The organism is Actinomadura sp. 6N118 (assembly GCF_044326415.1).
Taxonomy (GTDB): Bacteria; Actinomycetota; Actinomycetes; order Streptosporangiales; family Streptosporangiaceae; genus Spirillospora.
Map to the genome: position 1 here is coordinate 173,445 of NZ_JBIRAZ010000011.1, position 16,582 is coordinate 190,026.

Annotated in this window: 14 protein-coding genes and 2 tRNA genes; 8 read left to right on the forward strand and 8 right to left on the reverse strand. The window is 69.0% G+C overall.

Going from position 1 to position 16,582, the window contains the following annotated elements:
* Positions 1–114 precede the first annotated feature (114 nt).
* The 4 genes from ACH34W_RS28020 to ACH34W_RS28035 all read left to right on the forward strand — a co-directional run bounded on the left by ACH34W_RS28020 (position 115) and on the right by ACH34W_RS28035 (position 5,209).
* On the forward strand, positions 115–2,352 hold the full coding sequence (locus ACH34W_RS28020; RefSeq protein WP_395964078.1) for a thiamine pyrophosphate-dependent enzyme: 2,238 nt from the start codon (positions 115–117) through the stop codon (positions 2,350–2,352).
* Positions 2,353–2,418: 66 nt separating this feature from the next.
* Positions 2,419–3,402, forward strand: coding sequence for an ornithine cyclodeaminase family protein (locus tag ACH34W_RS28025; protein WP_395964079.1), 984 nt, complete (start codon positions 2,419–2,421; stop codon positions 3,400–3,402).
* Between the two features lie 159 nt (positions 3,403–3,561).
* Positions 3,562–4,065, forward strand: coding sequence for a SigE family RNA polymerase sigma factor (locus ACH34W_RS28030; protein ID WP_395964080.1), 504 nt, complete (start codon positions 3,562–3,564; stop codon positions 4,063–4,065).
* Positions 4,058–5,209, forward strand: coding sequence for a hypothetical protein (locus ACH34W_RS28035; protein ID WP_395964081.1), 1,152 nt, complete (start codon positions 4,058–4,060; stop codon positions 5,207–5,209). Before ACH34W_RS28030 ends, ACH34W_RS28035 begins: the two co-directional genes overlap by 8 nt.
* Before the next feature lie 73 nt (positions 5,210–5,282).
* Here ACH34W_RS28035 and ACH34W_RS28040 read toward each other — a convergent pair whose 3' ends face one another.
* A complete protein-coding gene (locus ACH34W_RS28040) occupies positions 5,283–5,639 on the reverse strand; it encodes a hypothetical protein (protein ID WP_395964082.1) in 357 nt (118 codons plus the stop codon).
* Positions 5,640–5,713: 74 nt separating this feature from the next.
* On the opposite strand from ACH34W_RS28040, the gene ACH34W_RS28045 reads away from it, so the two are divergent.
* The gene (locus tag ACH34W_RS28045; protein ID WP_395964083.1) at positions 5,714–6,925 is read left to right on the forward strand and encodes a hypothetical protein; all 1,212 of its coding nucleotides are present in this window, start codon (positions 5,714–5,716) and stop codon (positions 6,923–6,925) included.
* 41 nt (positions 6,926–6,966) lie between these two features.
* Here the strand turns inward: ACH34W_RS28045 and ACH34W_RS28050 are convergent, their stop codons facing one another.
* From ACH34W_RS28050 to ACH34W_RS28075, 6 genes are all read right to left on the reverse strand, one after another.
* Complete coding sequence (locus ACH34W_RS28050) at positions 6,967–8,274, reverse strand: sensor histidine kinase (RefSeq protein WP_395964253.1); 1,308 nt, start codon at positions 8,272–8,274, stop codon at positions 6,967–6,969.
* Positions 8,275–8,421: 147 nt separating this feature from the next.
* On the reverse strand, positions 8,422–9,036 hold the full coding sequence (locus tag ACH34W_RS28055) for a nitrile hydratase subunit alpha (RefSeq protein WP_395964084.1): 615 nt from the start codon (positions 9,034–9,036) through the stop codon (positions 8,422–8,424).
* Entirely contained in the window at positions 9,023–9,277 is a 255-nt protein-coding gene (locus tag ACH34W_RS28060) for an SH3-like domain-containing protein (protein ID WP_395964085.1), read from the reverse strand. The genes ACH34W_RS28055 and ACH34W_RS28060 overlap by 14 nt, the downstream gene beginning before the upstream one ends.
* Before the next feature lie 148 nt (positions 9,278–9,425).
* Positions 9,426–9,689 (reverse strand): hypothetical protein, encoded by a 264-nt coding sequence (locus tag ACH34W_RS28065; protein WP_395964086.1) that lies wholly within the window; start codon positions 9,687–9,689, stop codon positions 9,426–9,428.
* 58 nt (positions 9,690–9,747) lie between these two features.
* Positions 9,748–10,728, reverse strand: a complete 981-nt coding sequence (locus tag ACH34W_RS28070) for a glycerophosphodiester phosphodiesterase (RefSeq protein ID WP_395964087.1) — start codon at positions 10,726–10,728, stop codon at positions 9,748–9,750.
* Positions 10,729–10,829: 101 nt separating this feature from the next.
* Positions 10,830–12,617 (reverse strand): adenylate/guanylate cyclase domain-containing protein, encoded by a 1,788-nt coding sequence (locus ACH34W_RS28075; protein WP_395964088.1) that lies wholly within the window; start codon positions 12,615–12,617, stop codon positions 10,830–10,832.
* A 465-nt stretch (positions 12,618–13,082) separates the two neighbouring features.
* Here ACH34W_RS28075 and abc-f point away from each other — a divergent pair, with 465 nt between their 5' ends.
* The 3 genes from abc-f (at position 13,083) to ACH34W_RS28090 (ending at position 15,503) form a co-directional block, all read left to right on the forward strand.
* A complete protein-coding gene (gene abc-f / locus ACH34W_RS28080; RefSeq protein ID WP_395964089.1) occupies positions 13,083–14,702 on the forward strand; it encodes a ribosomal protection-like ABC-F family protein in 1,620 nt (539 codons plus the stop codon).
* A 631-nt stretch (positions 14,703–15,333) separates the two neighbouring features.
* Positions 15,334–15,411: transfer RNA gene (locus ACH34W_RS28085), tRNA-Asp, on the forward strand.
* Between the two features lie 18 nt (positions 15,412–15,429).
* Positions 15,430–15,503: transfer RNA gene (locus ACH34W_RS28090), tRNA-Phe, on the forward strand.
* Between the two features lie 147 nt (positions 15,504–15,650).
* Here the strand turns inward: ACH34W_RS28090 and xerC are convergent.
* Positions 15,651–16,532: a tyrosine recombinase XerC gene (gene xerC, locus ACH34W_RS28095; protein WP_395964090.1), complete on the reverse strand. Its 882-nt coding sequence runs from the start codon at positions 16,530–16,532 to the stop codon at positions 15,651–15,653.
* Positions 16,533–16,582: the final 50 nt, after the last annotated feature.

A 16,582-nucleotide genomic window follows, 5' to 3' on the forward strand; every position in this document is an offset into this window, starting at 1 on the left:
GGCCTGTTTGGAGCGGGCCTGAGGTATGGGCTCGGCTTGCTTACCGCGGCGTTAAGGAGATCGTGGTCTCCTCGCACTTGGCTGGTCCGGGGGATCAGGCCGATGCTCGGAAGCATGTCCACCGATGCCTATTTCGCGGAGACGGTCTCGGCCCTGGAGCCCGTCGCACCGCATGGCGAGTTGCCCTTTACGAGTGAGCGCTGCCTGGAGCTCTTCGACGCGCAACTCGGAAGCCGGCACCTCGATCTCGCCGCTCGCTGGTTGCAGTCGCAGGGACGGGGCTACTACACGATCGGGTCAGCGGGGCATGAGGGGAACGTGGCGGTGGCCGCGGCGACGAGGCCTGGAGACCCGGCCTTGCTGCACTACCGCTCTGGGGCGTTCTTCCTGGAACGGGCTCGGCAGGTGCCGGGGCATCGGGCCTTGCGGGATGTGCTGCTCGGAGTGGTCGCGGCGGCGGAGGAGCCGATCGCGGGCGGGCGGCACAAGGTCTTCGGGAGCCACTCGCTGAGTGTCATCCCGCAGACGTCGACGATCGCGTCGCATCTCCCCCGTGCGGTCGGTGTGGCATTCGGGATCGAACGGGCCAAGCGGGTCGGCGTCGAAAGCCCTTGGGCCGAGGACGCCATAGCTGTGTGCAGCTTCGGCGACGCTTCGGCCAATCACTCGACGGCTACCGGAGCCATCAACGCGGCTGTGCATTGCGGCTATCAGGGATTGCCGATGCCCCTTCTGTTCGTCTGTGAGGACAACGGGATCGGGATCAGCGTGCGCACTCCTGAGGGTTGGATCCAATCGGCATACGGATCTCGGGAAGGGCTGGAGTACTTCGCCCCAGACGGATGTGACTTGGCCGAGGCGTATGTGGTCGCCCAGAACGCCGTGAAGTTCGTACGCGACCGGCGGCGCCCCGCGTTCCTGCACCTGAAGACCGTACGGTTGATGGGGCACGCGGGGTCGGACGTCGAGTCGGCCTACCGGACTCCAGCGGAGATCGCGGCCGCGCAGGCGGGAGATCCACTGCTGGGTACGGCCAAACTCCTGGTAGATCACGGGGTCGCCACGCCGGACGAGATCAACGCCCTCTACGAGGCCAAGCGCGACGAGGTCATGGCGATCGCGGCTGAGGTCGCGGGGGCGCCGCGCTTGAGCTCTGCACACGAAGTGATGGCCCCGCTGGCGTCGTCGCCGGCGTCGTTGGCGGCGGCGTCGGCGGCGGCGGCGGCGGCGTCGGCGGCGGCGGCGTCGGCGGCGGCGGCGGCGTCGGCGGCGGCGGCGGCGTCGGCGGCGTCGTCGCTGGCATCGTCCCGACCCGCAGCGACGCCCCTGGCTGAGACCTCACAGCCACTGACCTTGGCGCAGGTGATCAACCGGAGCCTCGATGACCTGCTGGGAAGCGTTCCGGAGCTCCTACTCTTCGGCGAGGACGTCGCGCGGAAGGGCGGGGTGTACGGGGTGACGCGGGGGCTGCACAAGCGGCACGGAGCCGCCCGCGTTTTCGACACGCTGCTCGATGAGCAGGCCATTCTGGGGCTCGCCTTGGGAACGGGAGTTTCGGGCTTCGTGCCGATGCCGGAAATCCAATACCTGGCTTACCTGCACAACGCCGCTGATCAGCTGCGAGGCGAAGCGGCCACTCTGTCGTTCTTCTCGAACGGGCAGTACCGGAATCCCATGGTGGTGCGGATCGCCGGCTACGCCTACCAAAAGGGGTTCGGCGGGCACTTCCACAACGACAACGCCATCGCGGCCCTCAGGGATATCCCGGGGTTGATCATTGCGTCGCCGTCCCGACCGGAGGACGCGGCGGGAATGCTGCGCACCTGCGTCGCGGAGGCCATGACGAACGGGCGGGTCTGCGTCTTCCTGGAGCCGATCGCGCTCTACCACGCACGTGACCTCTATGAGGAGGGCGACGAAGAGTGGCTGGCCTCCCCAGGAGAGCCCGTCGAGCTCGGACGCGCTCGCACCCATGGATCCGGCACCGACCTCACCATCGTGACGTTCGCCAACGGACTCCCGATGAGCCTCCGCGCCGCCCGCAGCCTGGCCGAGTCCGGCATCAACGCTCGCGTCCTGGATCTTCGATGGCTGTCCCCCCTCCCGACCGAGGACCTGCTCCGAGAGGCACGCGCCACCGGACACGTCCTCGTAGCCGACGAGACACGGCGCAGCGGCGGAGTCTCGGAGGGCGTGCTCGCCGCCCTGTCCGACGGCGGCTTCGAGGGACGTGCAGCCCGCGTGACCAGCGAGGACAGCATCATCCCCCTTGGCGACGCCGCGTACCACGTCCTCCTGTCGGAGACCGACATAGAACAAGCCGCCCGCAAACTGCTCCAGGCCACCGGCTGAGTAACAAGCACCGCTTTACCTTCTGCTCTTGGCAGTGCGGCGCCGAATTCGTGAGGATGACCTTGTATGACCAACGTTCTCCTCATGTCAGCCGCCGACGTGCACGCGGTGTTCGACGTCCGCACGGCGATCGAGTCGCAGCGGGCCGCGTTCACCGCCCTCGGCCGGGAGGAGGCGCTCCTCGCGCCGCGGGCGCTGCTGCCCGCCGGCGATGGCGATGATGTCGCGTTCTGCTACGTCTCCCGGCTGCCGGGGACCGGCCCGGTCGCCAAGTTCGGCAGCGTCAACCCCGGCAACGGCGAGCGCGGTCTGCCCAGCGTCTCGGCGATGGTGACCGTGCTGGACGGGACCACCGGCCGTCCCGTCGCGATCATCGAGGGCACATCGGTCACCACGCTGCGCACGTCCGCCGCGAGCGCGGTCGCCGTGGACCACCTCGCCCGCGCGGACGCGTCACGGCTGGCGATCATCGGCTGCGGCGTTCAGGGGCAGGCCCATGTGAGGGCGATCGCCGCCGTCCGGGCGCTCAGCGAGGTTCGCCTCTACTCCCGTACGGCCGGCTCGGCGACGGCGGTGGCGGCCAGTCTCGAAAAGGAACTGGGGCTCTCCTTCAGCGTCGCCGAAAGCTCCCAGGAGGCCGTCGAAGGGGCCGACATCGTCGCGGCCTGCACGACCAGCGAGCGGCCGGTGGTGCGCGGCGCGTGGTTGTCACCCGGCTGCACCGTGGTCAGCGTCGGCTCGTTCACGCCCGACCACTCCGAAGTCGACGCCGAGGTGCTGGCGCGCGCCGCCGTGATCGTGGTCGACGATGTCGCCACCGCCGCGGAACAGGCGGGCCCGGTGGTGAGCGCCCTGCGTGACGGCAGCTTGGCCGAGGCCGACCTGTTGCCGCTGGGCCGGGTCACCGCCGGTCTGGCCACCGCCCGGCGCTCGCCCGAAGACATCATCTTCTTCAACAGCGTCGGGCTCGGCGTTCAAGACACGGCAGCCGCAGCGAGGATCGTCGACCTAGCCCGCACCAAGGGAGCCGGCACCGTCGTCGATCTTTAACAGGCGGGCAATTTCACGGCTTTCTTCGCGTTCGCGTACGGGCTGGCGTGCGCTTTGCGTGCGAGTTGGCGCGCTGAGCCTCATCCGGCTCCGAACCGGCGGAAGATGGATGCAGCAGAACGGCGGTGTCAGGTGTCCCTGGCTATAGGGAGGTAAGCCGTGCCGCAGCCGGATCTGGGGCCGTTCGAGGAGTTCGTCGAACACCGACTACCTGCGCTCTACCGGTATGCGCGTGTGCTGACCGGCAACCAGCATGACGCCGAGGACCTGGTCCAGGAGGCGCTGACCCGTACGGGCGCGAGCTGGCGCCGGGTACAACGCAAGGACGACCCCGAGGGCTACGTGCGCATGACGATGGTGCGGCTCGTCGCCAACCGGCGGCGGCGGTGGGGACGCGAGGAGCTGACACCCGACCCACCGGACCGGCCGGTCGCCGACCACCGCCTCGACCGGGTGACCGGCGACGCCGGGTTCGCGGCGGCGCTGGCCGGGCTGGGCCCGCGCATGCGCGGCGTCCTGGTGCTCCGGTACGTCGACCAGCTCAGCGATCCGGAGATCGCGCAGGTGCTCGGCTGCTCCCCCAGCACCGTACGCAGCCAGGCGGCCCGCGCCCTCGCCAAGCTGCGCACCACCGTGACCGCCGAGGAGGAGTCCCGTGGATGAATTCGAGCTCAAGGTCGCCGAACATCTGCGGACCGCCGGCGGCGACGAGCGGCCGCCGTCCGGGCTGGGTGCCCGGATCGTGTCCGGGGCCGGGCGACGCCGCCGCGGGCGGCACCAGCTGACCGCCGTCGCGGTGGTCGGCGTGGGCGCCACACTGGCCATTCCGGTGATCATCATCTCCGTGAGGGACCAGGCCTCTCCCAAGCCGAGTTTGTCGGTGACCCAGGCGGCCACCGTGTCGCCGAGGCCGCCCATGGCGACGATCTCGCGGAGGCTCCCGGGTGGCGACCGGTTCAAGGCCATGGCCCTGGGCTCGGACGGGACGGTGCTCGGCGGCGCCGTGGCGGTCGACAGCGACGGCTTCGTCGCACCGCGCCGGGGCGTGTGGCAGGTCAGGCCCGGTGGCAGGTCGGCGGAGCGCGTCTCGGACACCCCATCCGGGTCACTTCCGTTCCTCTGGCTCATGGCCGTGGGCGGAGCCGGGCGCGTGTGGCCGGAGCGCGAGACGCTGAAGTGCCTGCCCGCCGGTGAAAGCGGGGAGGCGCAGGCCGGTGAGAGCAGCCGGGCGCACACGCTCAAGGCAGGGTGGGACGGCCGTGAGCCGTTCTTCGTCGGCGAGGGCGTGATCGTCTGGAGCGATCCCGACCGTGGCGAGCTGATCGTGGCGAACGGCTGCGAGGCGCCGCCCAGGACGGTGCCGGTGAAGGCCACGCTGGAGGCGTTCGCCCACCCCTACGCGTTCGTCCGCCCGGCGTCAGGCGGCCTGGTCGAACAGGTGGACGTCCGTACGGGCGCTAAGACCACGATCCGGACGAACGCCGATTCGTCCGGCGCGTTCGGCGCGGGTCCGGACACGCTCGCCTGGGCGTCCGGCGACACGCTGACCGTGCATGCCCTCCGATCCGGCGCACGCCGAGTCGTCCACGGGCTGCCTTATGCACGCAATGCCGAATACAGCGTACGGATCACCGTGGGCGATGGCCTCGTCGTCTACTCGGCGACGCACCAGGATGCCGACACCGCCCGGTCGCTGGTCTATGACCTGCGCACCGGCAAACGATCAACGGTCCAGGGCGAAGCCTGGGCCGCCGGTGATCTGTTGCTGTGGCGCGAAGCCGACTCCTACCGCCTAGCACAACACTGACCGGCCCCGAGTCCGCCGCTGACCGCCCCCGACGCCGACGGCCGTATGGCCGCCGCTGAAGGCCGCCCGCTGGTCAGTGGGCCTTCCGGGCCGGATCGGTGAGGGTGGCGATGAACGCGGCGGACTCGGCGAGCAGGGCACGCCAGCGGGTGCGGTCTTCGGGCGTGCCCGTCGCGGGCACCACGACCCATTCGCGCATGCGGCGCCCGCCGAGCACGCAGTTCTCCCCCTCACCCTTGCCGACCATCTCGTCCACGCGCGCCGCGGGGACCTTGAGGAAGAGCCGCTCCTTGGACACGAACGCGAACGACTTGCCGTTGAGCTGGAGCGAATCGCTCTGCAACATCTTTCCGACGGTGACATCGGGCCGCGTCAGCTGCTCGGCCGCGAGCTCGTCGAAGATTTCCTGCGCTGTCGGTTCTCCGGGCATGGTCCGAGACCACCATCCCGTTCAGGAGCAGGTCAAGGGGTGGTGGCGGGCGCGAGGGGTGACACACTCGGAGAATGGAGCTCATGCCTCCGTCCCCCGAGTGGGAGGAGCGATGGGAACGGCTTCAGATCGAGCTCGACGAGCGGATCCGCAGCTGCGACTGGCCCCTGCTCGCCCTCGCCGAATCCGCTGCACTGCCCGCACCACGGATGGTCGGCGACGTCTCGATCACGAACGGAGAACTGCGTGAGGTGGGGCTCTCGTACGGCGATCCGATGCGTCCTGACGGCCCGCTGATCCAGGTGCAGACGGCATCCGTTCCGGCGGGGCGGGACGTATGGCCCGACGACCTGCGCGACCTGCTGGAGCAGGAGCTTGATCGGATCGGTGATCGGTCCGAGGCGGACGGCCCCACCCAAGGCACGCGGCTGGTCGTCGAAGGCACCCGCCGGCCCGCACTGCTGGTCCGGGCCGGTGCGCGGTTGTGGGCGGCGCGCTGTGTGCATATGGGACGCCAGGTGACGGTGACCGCTCGTGACTGGGAGCTTGAGGGCATCCAGCTGGTCAGGGTCACCGACCCCGAGGTGTTCCTGGAGGGGCGCCGGGACTATATGGCCGCGTTGCGGAGCCGCGTCCCGGCCAGGCCACCGGGCCACGCCGGGCCACCGGGCCACGCCGGGCCATCGGACCACGCGGGGCCATCGGACCGCGCCGGTCCGGCAGACCACGCCGCGGAGCAGCCGGTCGATGTGGCCAACGCGCACCGCACGCTCGTCCGGGCGTGCCTGGAGCAGACGGCCGAGTTCGTGTCCCGAAGCCGTGACCGCGATCGCGATCGTGACCGCAGCCGGGATCGGCGGGAGCGCCGGTTCCGCGGCATTCTGCCCGAGCGGTATAGCGAAATGTGGGACGCGGCGGTGCGGGCGCAGATGCGGTTGTCCGACCAGAGCCGAGAGGAGGCGAACGCAGCCGTCACCGCGCTGGTCAACCAGCTCACCCAGCTCCAGGAGAAGGCCGCCTGGTTCGCCGACGAGCGGCTGCGCGAGGCCGCCGTCACCGAGACGCTGCTGTATTGGAGCGGGTTGACCGAGCGCGTGCGCAGCCAGTCGGCACAACGGTCGTGGCACCACGCCTGGGCCGCACGGACGACGGGCCTCGCACGGCAATTGGGCGGCGCGGAGGCGTCTCCCGAAGAGCTGAGACGGCGGCATCGCGACATCCGTTCGGCCGAAGACGCGTGGCTCGATGCCTGGGCCACGTGGGCGGCGACGTTCCCTGAATCGTGAAGCTCACGTGAGGAGACGGGAGCCCGTAAGGGGCGTGAGGCTCAGTCGCTGCGCGGGATGCGGAGGACGATGCGGGCGCCCTGATCGCTGTCCTCGATGCGGAGGGCACCGTTGTGGGCGAGGGCGACCTGGCGGGCGATCGGAAGGCCGAGACCCGTGCCCCCGGCGTCGCGGCTGCGGGCGGCGTCGAGCCGGGTGAAACGCTGGAAGACGATCTCCCGGTCGCCAGGCGCGATTCCCGCGCCGTCGTCGTTCACCTCCAGGATCGCCATTTCACCCTCGATCCCCACAACGACATGCACGGTGCTCGTCGCGTGCCGTTCGGCGTTGTCGAGCAGGTTCGTCAGCAGCCGCGCCAGGCGCAACCGGTCACCGCGCACCGTCACGTCCGGCTCGAGGTCGGTGACGATCTCCTTCGTGCGCGGCGACCGCGAGAGCTCGGCCTTGACCAGGTCGGCGAGATCGACCAGTTCGCTGCCCTCCTGGGCCGCACCGGCGTCGAGACTGGCCAGTTCGAGGAGGTCGGAGACGATGTCCTGGAGCCGCTCGAGGCTGGCGAGCACCGCCCGGGCAACCGCCGGCCAGTCGGTGTCATCGGGATGCTGCAGCGCGTCCTCGACCTGGGCGCGCGCCGCGGTGATCGGGCTGCGCAGGTCGTGCGAGGCGTCGGAGGTGAAGCGGCGCTGCTGTTCGATCGCGGCGTCGAGACGGTCGAGCGTCGCGTTCGCCGCCTCGGCGAGGGCCCTGAGCTCGTCCCGGTTGGGCGGTACGGGCACGCGGCGGCCGGACTCGGTCGCGGTGATCTCCGCGAGCTTCGCCCGGATCGCGTCCACCGGGGCGAGGGTCTGGTCCACCGTCCGCCAGCAGCCGACGACCGTGACCAGCACCAGGAGCACCGACAGGCAGAGCAGGAAGACGACGAGGTTCGAGCTGACGTACCACGGGATGACGTCGTCGGCGGCGTACACCGTCCAGTCCCCGTCCGGCTGGTACACCCGGAACGCCACCACGTGCATGCAGCCCTTGAGCCCTGCCGGCGGGCAGAGCATCCGGATCGAGTAGACGCTCTGCTCGGTGGGCTTGAACGAGGCGATCGGCGAGTGGCCCTTGAGGTTGGCGGACGGCGAGACGACCCGGTCCTTGGCGTTCAGGACCTGCAGCCCGGCCGTCTCGCCCAGGGGCAGCACAGCGGGCAACCGGTCGCGCTTGATGAGATGCACCACCTCCAGGGCGGCGGAGATCGTCTTCTCCCGTTCGAAATCCTCCGCCTGGCCGCGGACGCCGAGAAGGACGAGCACGCTGACGCCCGCGCACACCAAGGCCGCGATGGTCCCCGCCGTCAGGGTCATGCGCACCCGGATGGACCATCGACGTTCTCCGACCACTCGACCTCCCGAGGGTGAGACAACCACCCTGCAGGCAGGCCCGCACCCCGGCCTTCTCACATACCGACCAGGAGAAGGCAAAGAACCGGTTCGTCACCTCGCGACGAAGGATCAGACGCGCGCCGTCCCGATGAGCCCCTCGCGGGTGACCAGCCGGGTCAGGGCCTCCTCGTCCAGATCCGCGGTCCCGTCCGGCCGGCGTGGCAGCACCATGTAACGCGCTTCGGAGCTGGAGTCCCAGACGGTGATCTCCAGCTCCTCCGGCAGCTCCAGCCCGAATTCGGCGAGCACGGCGCGCGGCTCGCGGACCACGCGGGCCCGGTAGGCGTGGCTCTTGTACCAGGACGGGGACGGCCCGAGCAGCGCCACCGGGTAGCAGGAGCAGAGCGTGCAGACGATCACGTTGTGCGCGGTGGCGGTGTTCTCGACGACCATCAGCCGGAAACCCTGGCGTGCGGGGTCTGCCGGGCCGATCCCGAGCTCGGCGGCGGCCGAGTTGCCGTCGGCGAGCATTCGTTCCTTGAACGCCGGGTCGGTCCACGCACGCGCCACGAGCCGCGCGCCGTTCGTGGGCGACGCACGTTCCAGGAACTTGGTGAGGAACGCATCAAGCTCCGCGTCGGTCGTCAGCCCCGCGGCGACGGCGCGTTCCTCCAGCCTGCGCACCCGCGCGGCGACCGGCAGGTCGACATGGCCATCGGCGTCGCCTTCCTCAGCATGGCTCAAGGTAGGACTCCCAGAGGTCGACGGCGACGGTGTGGTCACCGACGCCCCACAGGTCGCGGGCCGCGAAGCGGACGACATGGACGGTCTCCACGCGTGGCGGCTCGATCCCGCGTGCGCGGTCGTCGGGCAGCGGCGCGGCACCGTGCGAATGAACGATCTCGCCCTGCTGACCGCGTACATAGCGCGGGACCCTGGTGTGATGCTCAGGATCGAGGGCGCGCACACGGACCCTGTCGCCCACCGTGAACGCGGCGGCATGTGGCTGGGCCTGCGGCTCAGCCAGAGCCTTGGCTCGGCCCCGCGCTCGGGCATGGGGCTCAGCCTGAGCCTGCGCTCGGGCCGGGGGCTCAGCCTGAGCCTTAGCCTGGGCCTGCGTTCGGGCCTGGGGATCAGCCAAGGCCCTTCGCCTCCAGCAGGTCTTCCATGGCCATGAGCCAGCGCTCGTAGTAGGACGTGCGCAGATAGGTCTCCGGAGGGATGCGTTCGATGGCGTCCCGGAATTCGTCCACGTTGAACGCGCCGGCGCGCAGGAGCGCCGAGCTCAACGCGAAGACGCGGGCCTCCCAATCGGCGTGGAACGCGGGCTCACCACCCACGACCACCGGTACGGGGCCGAAGCCGAGTTGCCCGCCCACGTCGTGCACCCTGCTCATGACCCCGACGCTAGCTGCCGAGATCTCGTACCGGAAGGCCCGCCGTCGTGTCGCCGGTCTAACGTTCGTGCAGCACCCGGGCGAGTACGTCGGGCTTGTTGGTGATGATGCCGTCCACACCCAACTTGAGGGCGCGGCGCATCTTGGCGGAGCTGTCGATCGTGTAGGTGAAGGCCTCCATCTTGTAGCGATGGACGCTCTTCACGTAGGAGGCGGTGAGTCCCGTATACCGCGGGTTGATCTGGTCGGCCCACCGGGAGAGCGCGGGCAGCTGGGCGGTCGACGGCTTGCCGAGCAGCGCGACCGGCACCTTCGGGAGGAGCCGGTTGAAGCGGCGTGCAGAACCGAAGTCGAACGACTGGACGATGAGCCGCCGCTCCCGGGGGTCGGGACGCAGCCACGAAGAATTGCGACGCAGCTCGTACGCGATGCGGCGTTCGATCCCGGGGTAGCGGCTGGGCGCCTTGATCTCCAGGAGCAGCCCGAGGCCGCTGCTCTTCATGACGCGCAACGTCTCGCCGAGGGTCGGTACGCGCTCGCGCCTGTACCTGGAGCTGAACCACGAGCCCGCGTCGAGCCTGCGGATCTCGGCGAGGGTGAAGTCGGAGACCCGCCATGGCGACCGGCTCGGGAACACCGACTCCACGTTGGTCGTACGGGCCAGCGTGGTGTCGTGCATGAGCACGAGCTTGTGGTCTTTGGTCTCCTGCACGTCGATCTCGAAGAGGTCGGCGCGCTTCGTACGGGCGAGTTTGGTCGCGGCGATCGTGTTCTCGGGAGCGGCGGCGGAAGCACCGCGATGTGCGACGTTGGCGACCTTGCGAGCGGCCTTCGCGGCTTTGGCGGACTTCGCGGCTTTAGCTGCCTTGGCAGCCTTCGCGGCGTTGGCGACGTTGATCGCCTCGGCAGGGGTGGCCGTCTTCGCGGTGGTGGCGGTGGGTGTCGCGGGAGCGTTGGCGGGGGTGGCGTCTGCGGTAGGGAGCGGGATGGTCGTGGCGGCCACGGCGGCGGCGAGGGGAAAACCGAGCCGTCGGAACATTGTCACCTCGAACGGGGAGGGGAACCGTCCCTGTCAAGTTTTGTTGCGCACGATGAAAGCGAAGTAACAACCCGATAGCAGGTCGTGTACAGCTGGTGACCTTATGCGTCTGATGACTCCGACGCCGACCCGGGCGATTCGGGCGATTCGGGAACTTCGGGGACTTCACGGGATTTAGAGGCCCCGGAGTCCTCGGAGTGCGCAGGGTCCCCGGTTTCATGGCTCGCGCGGATCGCCCGGCGCAGGCGCCTGCGAACGCGGGGCCTCCGGAACCGCCGCCGGATCGGTTCGCCCTCGATGGCGCCGGGTGCGATGACCTTGGGCAGCAGGGGCAGACGGGGCGCGGCCAGCTGCGTCGGGCGGCTCCGCCCACGCAGGGTCACCGACTCGCCGAGGGCCCATTCGTCGGCCTCGGCGAGGTGCGCCAGTTCGAGCACGGCGCCCGAGGCGAGGACGCGGCCCGGCGCGACCTTCGCCAGGTCACTGAGGCGCGCGGCCTCGTTCACCGGATCGCCGATGACCGTGTATTCGAAGCGCTGCTCGGCACCGATGTAGCCAGCGACGACGGGCCCGGCCGAGACCCCGATCCCGGCGTCCACCTGCGGGACCTCCGTACGCAACCGGAACGACAGCTCGCGCGCGGCGCCCAGCGCGGCACCGGCCGAGTCCTCCACGTCGGTCGGCGCGCCGAAGATGGCGAGCGCGGCGTCACCCTCGAACTTGTTGATCCATCCGCCGTGGCCGTTGACCGTCTCGACCACGACGCCGAAGAACTGGTTGAGCAACGTCACGACCTCGTCGGGCGCGTGCGTCTCGGCCAGCCGCGTCGAGCCCGTGAGGTCGACGAACAGCACCGAGACCTCACGGGTCTCACCGCCCAGCTCGATGTGGCCGTTCTCCAGAGCGAGGCCCGCGACCTCCTCGCCCACGTGCCGTCCGAACAGGTCACGCAGGCGTTCGTGGTCGCGCAGGCCGGTGACCATGTGGTTGAACCCGGACTGGAGCTGCCCGACCTCGCTGGCGTCGTACACCTCGATCTCGGTCTCCAGATCGCCGCGTTCGACCCTGGCCATGCCCTTGCGCACGGTCTTGATGGGGTCGGCGATCGCCTGGGTCGCCAGATACGTGACCGCCATGCCGACGAGCAGCGCCGTGCCGCCCAGCCCGAGGATGGTGATCGCCAGCTGGGTCGTGCCGATGCCTCCGGCGGCGAGGGCCCCGATGGCCACGCAGACCAGCCCGAAGACCGGGATCGCGGTGCCGAGGGCCCAAGCCAGCATCACCCGCGTCGTGACCCCTGGAAGCTTGACCCAGCGTGGGTGTTCGGTGGTCAGGACGAGCGCGGCCGCCGGGCGCAGCAGCCGTTCAGACAGCAGATAGACGATCGTGCAGGTGGTGGCGGCGCCGAGAAGCGACGTGAGCCCTGTCTTCACCGCGAGCCGAACGCCGAACATCACGAGGTCCAGGACCGCGATGCCGACCGCGCCGAGCGCCCACAACGTCCCCATCACGAGCGTCACCCGGAGCGGACCGAGCAACACGGCACGCCGCTGCTGCCGGTCGGGTGTGCCACCTTCCCGTACGAGCCGTACGACTGGACGCCAGAGCCGGAAGCCGAGCGCCAGAGCCACCGGGACCGCGAACACCGGATAGGTGAAGAACGCGATCACGTTGACCAGCCGGGCGTACGCGAGGTCACCTTCGGACATCGGCGGGTCGGGCACCACGAACAACGCGAACAGCAGCACCACCAGCGCCCCGACCACGTTGGCGACGCCGACGACGAAGAGGAGCACCCACCGCACGCGGACTTCGAGCATCGTGCGCGGAACGCTGGGGAGAGTGTCCAACCGGGCACCGAGACTGCGTGCCACCGCCTTGCCCGTCACTGTCACCGCCTCGCCGGTCGCACCACACCGGTCACAACACAGGACGATCTCACGATAGAACGCAAAGCCCGCGAACATCCTGGTGTTAGGACCACCGTCACAGAGAGTACAGAGGGTTTACCGGTATAATTGCGGCCATGAGTTGTTCTGGCACCGGTCCCGTGGGGATCTGGTTCTACTGACCTCCCGCGCTGACGCGGCGATCTGATCGCACGCGTCGGGCGCGGTCGAGCATGCCGACTCTGAGCATCGCGTCGTGTCGCGTCCCCGTAGCCCCGCTGCCGGGACCTCATTCATTCTTCGCACCTGAAGGTGTCCGTTGGCACCCTGCGGTATCCGTACCGGCCCCGGTGAGCGGGATAAGTCCTGATTAATCCCTCCCGGATCCACCCTGCCTTGCCTTGCTCAGCCTGGCGCAATGGCGACATCACGGTGGCCGGGAGCAAGCATTCGGAGGTCGACACCATGACCCGCCACCGCCCACAACACACCGGAACCTCCCAGCTCAGCCTCAAGGACGTCACGAAGGCGTACGAGGGCCGAGTCGTGCTCGAACAAGTCACCCTCTCGGTACGCAACGGCGAAAAGGTCGGTGTCATCGGAGAGAACGGTTCCGGGAAGTCCACGCTGCTCCGGCTGCTTGCCGGCGAGGAGGAACCCGACACCGGAGACATCACTGTCATGGCCGCAGGCGGCGTGGGCCACCTCGGGCAGACGTTCGACCTGGCCCCCAATCTCACCGTGGCCAATGCGATCGACCACGCCCTCGCCGACTTGCGTGAGCTAGAACGACGCATGCGAGAAGCCGAAGCCACCATGGCCGACGCGTCTCCGGAGGAGATGGCCGCATATGGCGACCTGCTCACGGCGTACGAGGCACGCGGAGGATACGAGGCCGACGCCCGCGTAGATGCGGCGATGAACAACCTCGGCTTGACGCACATCACCCGCGACCGAGAACTAGGCAGCCTGTCCGGCGGCGAGCAGTCCCGGCTAGGGCTGGCCTGCGTCCTGGCAGCCGCACCCGAACTCCTCCTGCTAGACGAGCCGACCAACCACCTAGACGAGCAGGCCGTGACGTGGCTCGAAGGGCAACTCCGGGCACACCGGGGCACCGTCGTCACAGTCACCCACGACCGGGCGTTCCTCGAAGGTTTCGCAACGGCGATCCTGGAGGTCGACCGGCAAACCGTCACGCGCTACGGCAACGGCTGGAACGGCTACCTCACCGGCAAAGCCGCCGCTCGCCGCCGCTGGGAGCAGGAGTACGCGGAATGGCTCAGTGAGATCGACCGGCAGACCGAACTGGCCGAGTCCGGCGCCGAACGCCTCGGCTCGCTAGGCCCGGTCAACCGGGAACAACGCATGTCGGGCCGCCACCGCCGGTCCCACGAGGGCGGCGTGTCAGCCCTGATCCGCAACGCCCGCGAACGCCTTCAGCGGCTCCACGACAACCCAGTCCCACGCCCACCAGACCCGCTCCGTTTTACTGCCCGAATTGAGGGCGACGGGCTCACCGCCGAGCTCGCCGGAGTCAAGGTCTCCGGCCGGCTGGACATCGAGGAGTTCAAGCTCGCGCCAGGCGAACGGATGTTGCTCACCGGCCCGAACGGCGCAGGAAAAACAACACTGCTCCGCGTCCTGGCCGGGGATCTGTCCCAGGACCACGGCAAAGTGAAGCGCCCAAGGAGAATCGGTTACCTACGTCAGGAGCTGCCAGCCGAAAAATCCCGCCGCAACGTCCTAACCCTCTTCGCCGAAGACCTCCCCGGCACCCCCGCCGACCACGCCGACACCCTGCTCAAACTGGGACTCTTCCGAGAAGAAGACCTAGAACGACCAGCATCAGCCCTATCCACCGGACAGCGCCGCCGCCTAGAACTGGCCCGCCTGGTAACCCGTCCAGCAGACCTCCTGATCCTGGACGAGCCGACCAACCACCTGTCCCTGTCCCTGATCGAGGAACTAGAAGAAGCCCTCGATTCCTACAAAGGCTCCCTGCTGGTGGTCTCACACGACCGCCGCTTCCGAAGCAGCTTCACCGGCACTCGCGCAGAACTAAGAGAAGGCCGCCTAGCCGCCTGACCAACCGGGGCGCCCCGGCAAAGATCACCGGGGCGCCCCACACTCCCCCAACCGACCAACACCACCCACCCACAGAGCAACCCCGTTCCCGCCCGACAATCAGTCCCTTGGAGATCTTCACCCCAGGCGCCAGAACCGCCCTTAAATGCATGGCCCTCACCCCAACCTGATCAACAAGCGCCAGGCCAGCTGGCTTTGGCTCCCCGGCGATGGCGCATCATCGCGTCCCAGCACGTCCCTGTTGCCGACCCTCCGTGTGTACTTCTACCTCGGACTGCCTATCGGCCCCTGACTCAACAAGCTGGAATGGTGCGGAGCGACCTGAGGCGGCGGAGCCAGGCCTCGACCGTCTTCAGCCGCACCGAGGGGTTGGCCGCTGCGGCTCCGTGGGTGCCGATCAAGGGCGAGATAGATCCGCAACCTGGTGGCGTGCCCGTTCCTTGAAGCACGCACCACCAACTCACGCTCCGTGATGGCCTAGGCAAGATCAGGGATCCGGCCTACGCGCTGCCCGCCTGCCCCTGAATCAAGTTGGCGCCCACCTCAGCCATCGCGTATGCTCTCGGACGTCGCCAAGAACGGCCCAGCCGGTCGGGAGACACCCCCAGAGCAGCTAAGCTCTAACCAGCAAGGTCCTGTGGAGCAGCTAGGAGTGCTCGCCACCCTGTCAAGGTGGAGGCCGCGGGTTCAAATCCCGTCAGGACCGCCAGGCGCGTGCGCGCGTCATGGGCAGGTAGCTCAGTCGGTACGAGCGTCCGCCTGAAAAGCGGAAGGTCGGCGGTTCGACCCCGCCCCTGCCCACCTCTCTGATCAGCAAAAAGGCCCCGAGAGCATCGCGCTCTGGGGCCTTTTGACAGCAACGGTGACAGCAACGGCCTCAGCCGAGGGCATCCCCCAGCTTCCGCAGCGCCTTCCGCTTCTCGTCGAGGGCGGCGTGTGCGTAGATCGTCATCGTGACTTCGATGTCGCTGTGGCCAACGATCTTCGCCGAAGGTTGTCCGGCTCCATGGGGGTGCCGAGACGGGACGGGAAGACCAGCCCGTGATCCTTCCAGTGCGGCCAAGCGTCCGCCCGCTCATCCTCTTGACGGACCATGTGGTTGCAGAGCGCATCCACGCACAACGCCGGAAGCGGGACGGTGCGCTTGGAGTTCGCCGTCTTGGGCGGTACGAACCGCAGTTCTCCCCCAACCCGCTGGAGCGTCTGAGCCACTTCCAGGATGGCGCTTCCGACTCCCGTCTCCTCACAGTGCTCGCACGGATCCCCATTGGGAGTGCCACCCTCACCGAGGCAGGCCCGACAGGAAAGGATCTCGATGTTCTCCCAACGCAGGCCGAGCAACTCGCCGCGCCGAAGGCCCAGGCAGAGCGCGAGCACGTACAGCGCGTAGAGCCGCTCCCCCTCCGCCGCCTTAAGCACATCGCGCGCCTGGTCGACGGTGAGCCCCCGGTTGACGTCGTACTTGGGAGCGGAGACCGTGACGAGCTTTGCCACGTTGCGCGGGATGATCTCTTCGCGGACGGCCGCCTGTAGCGCGTTGCGGAGAACGGCATGGAGGAACTGGACCATGCGGGGTGAGAGCCTGTCATGGCAGCACTCCCCGCCCTTGAGCGAGCAGCAGCGAGCCACCTCGCGAGCCTCATCCCAACCATTCCGGCAGCACTGGCAGGTCTCCCGGATGCGCGTGAGCGCCAGCCGGACGTCACGGGCTGTCAGCTTGCCGAGGCGCTTCTTGCCCAGCTCAGGGCTCAGGTATCGGCGGACCGCGCCCGGCTCTGCGCGCCGGGCATGCGGCCTGTTCCGTCCGGTCCCACCTCGCAGCCCGGCCACGGCCGCCCCAGCCCACCGAGATCGCCCGGAAGCCCGATCGACGTTCACCA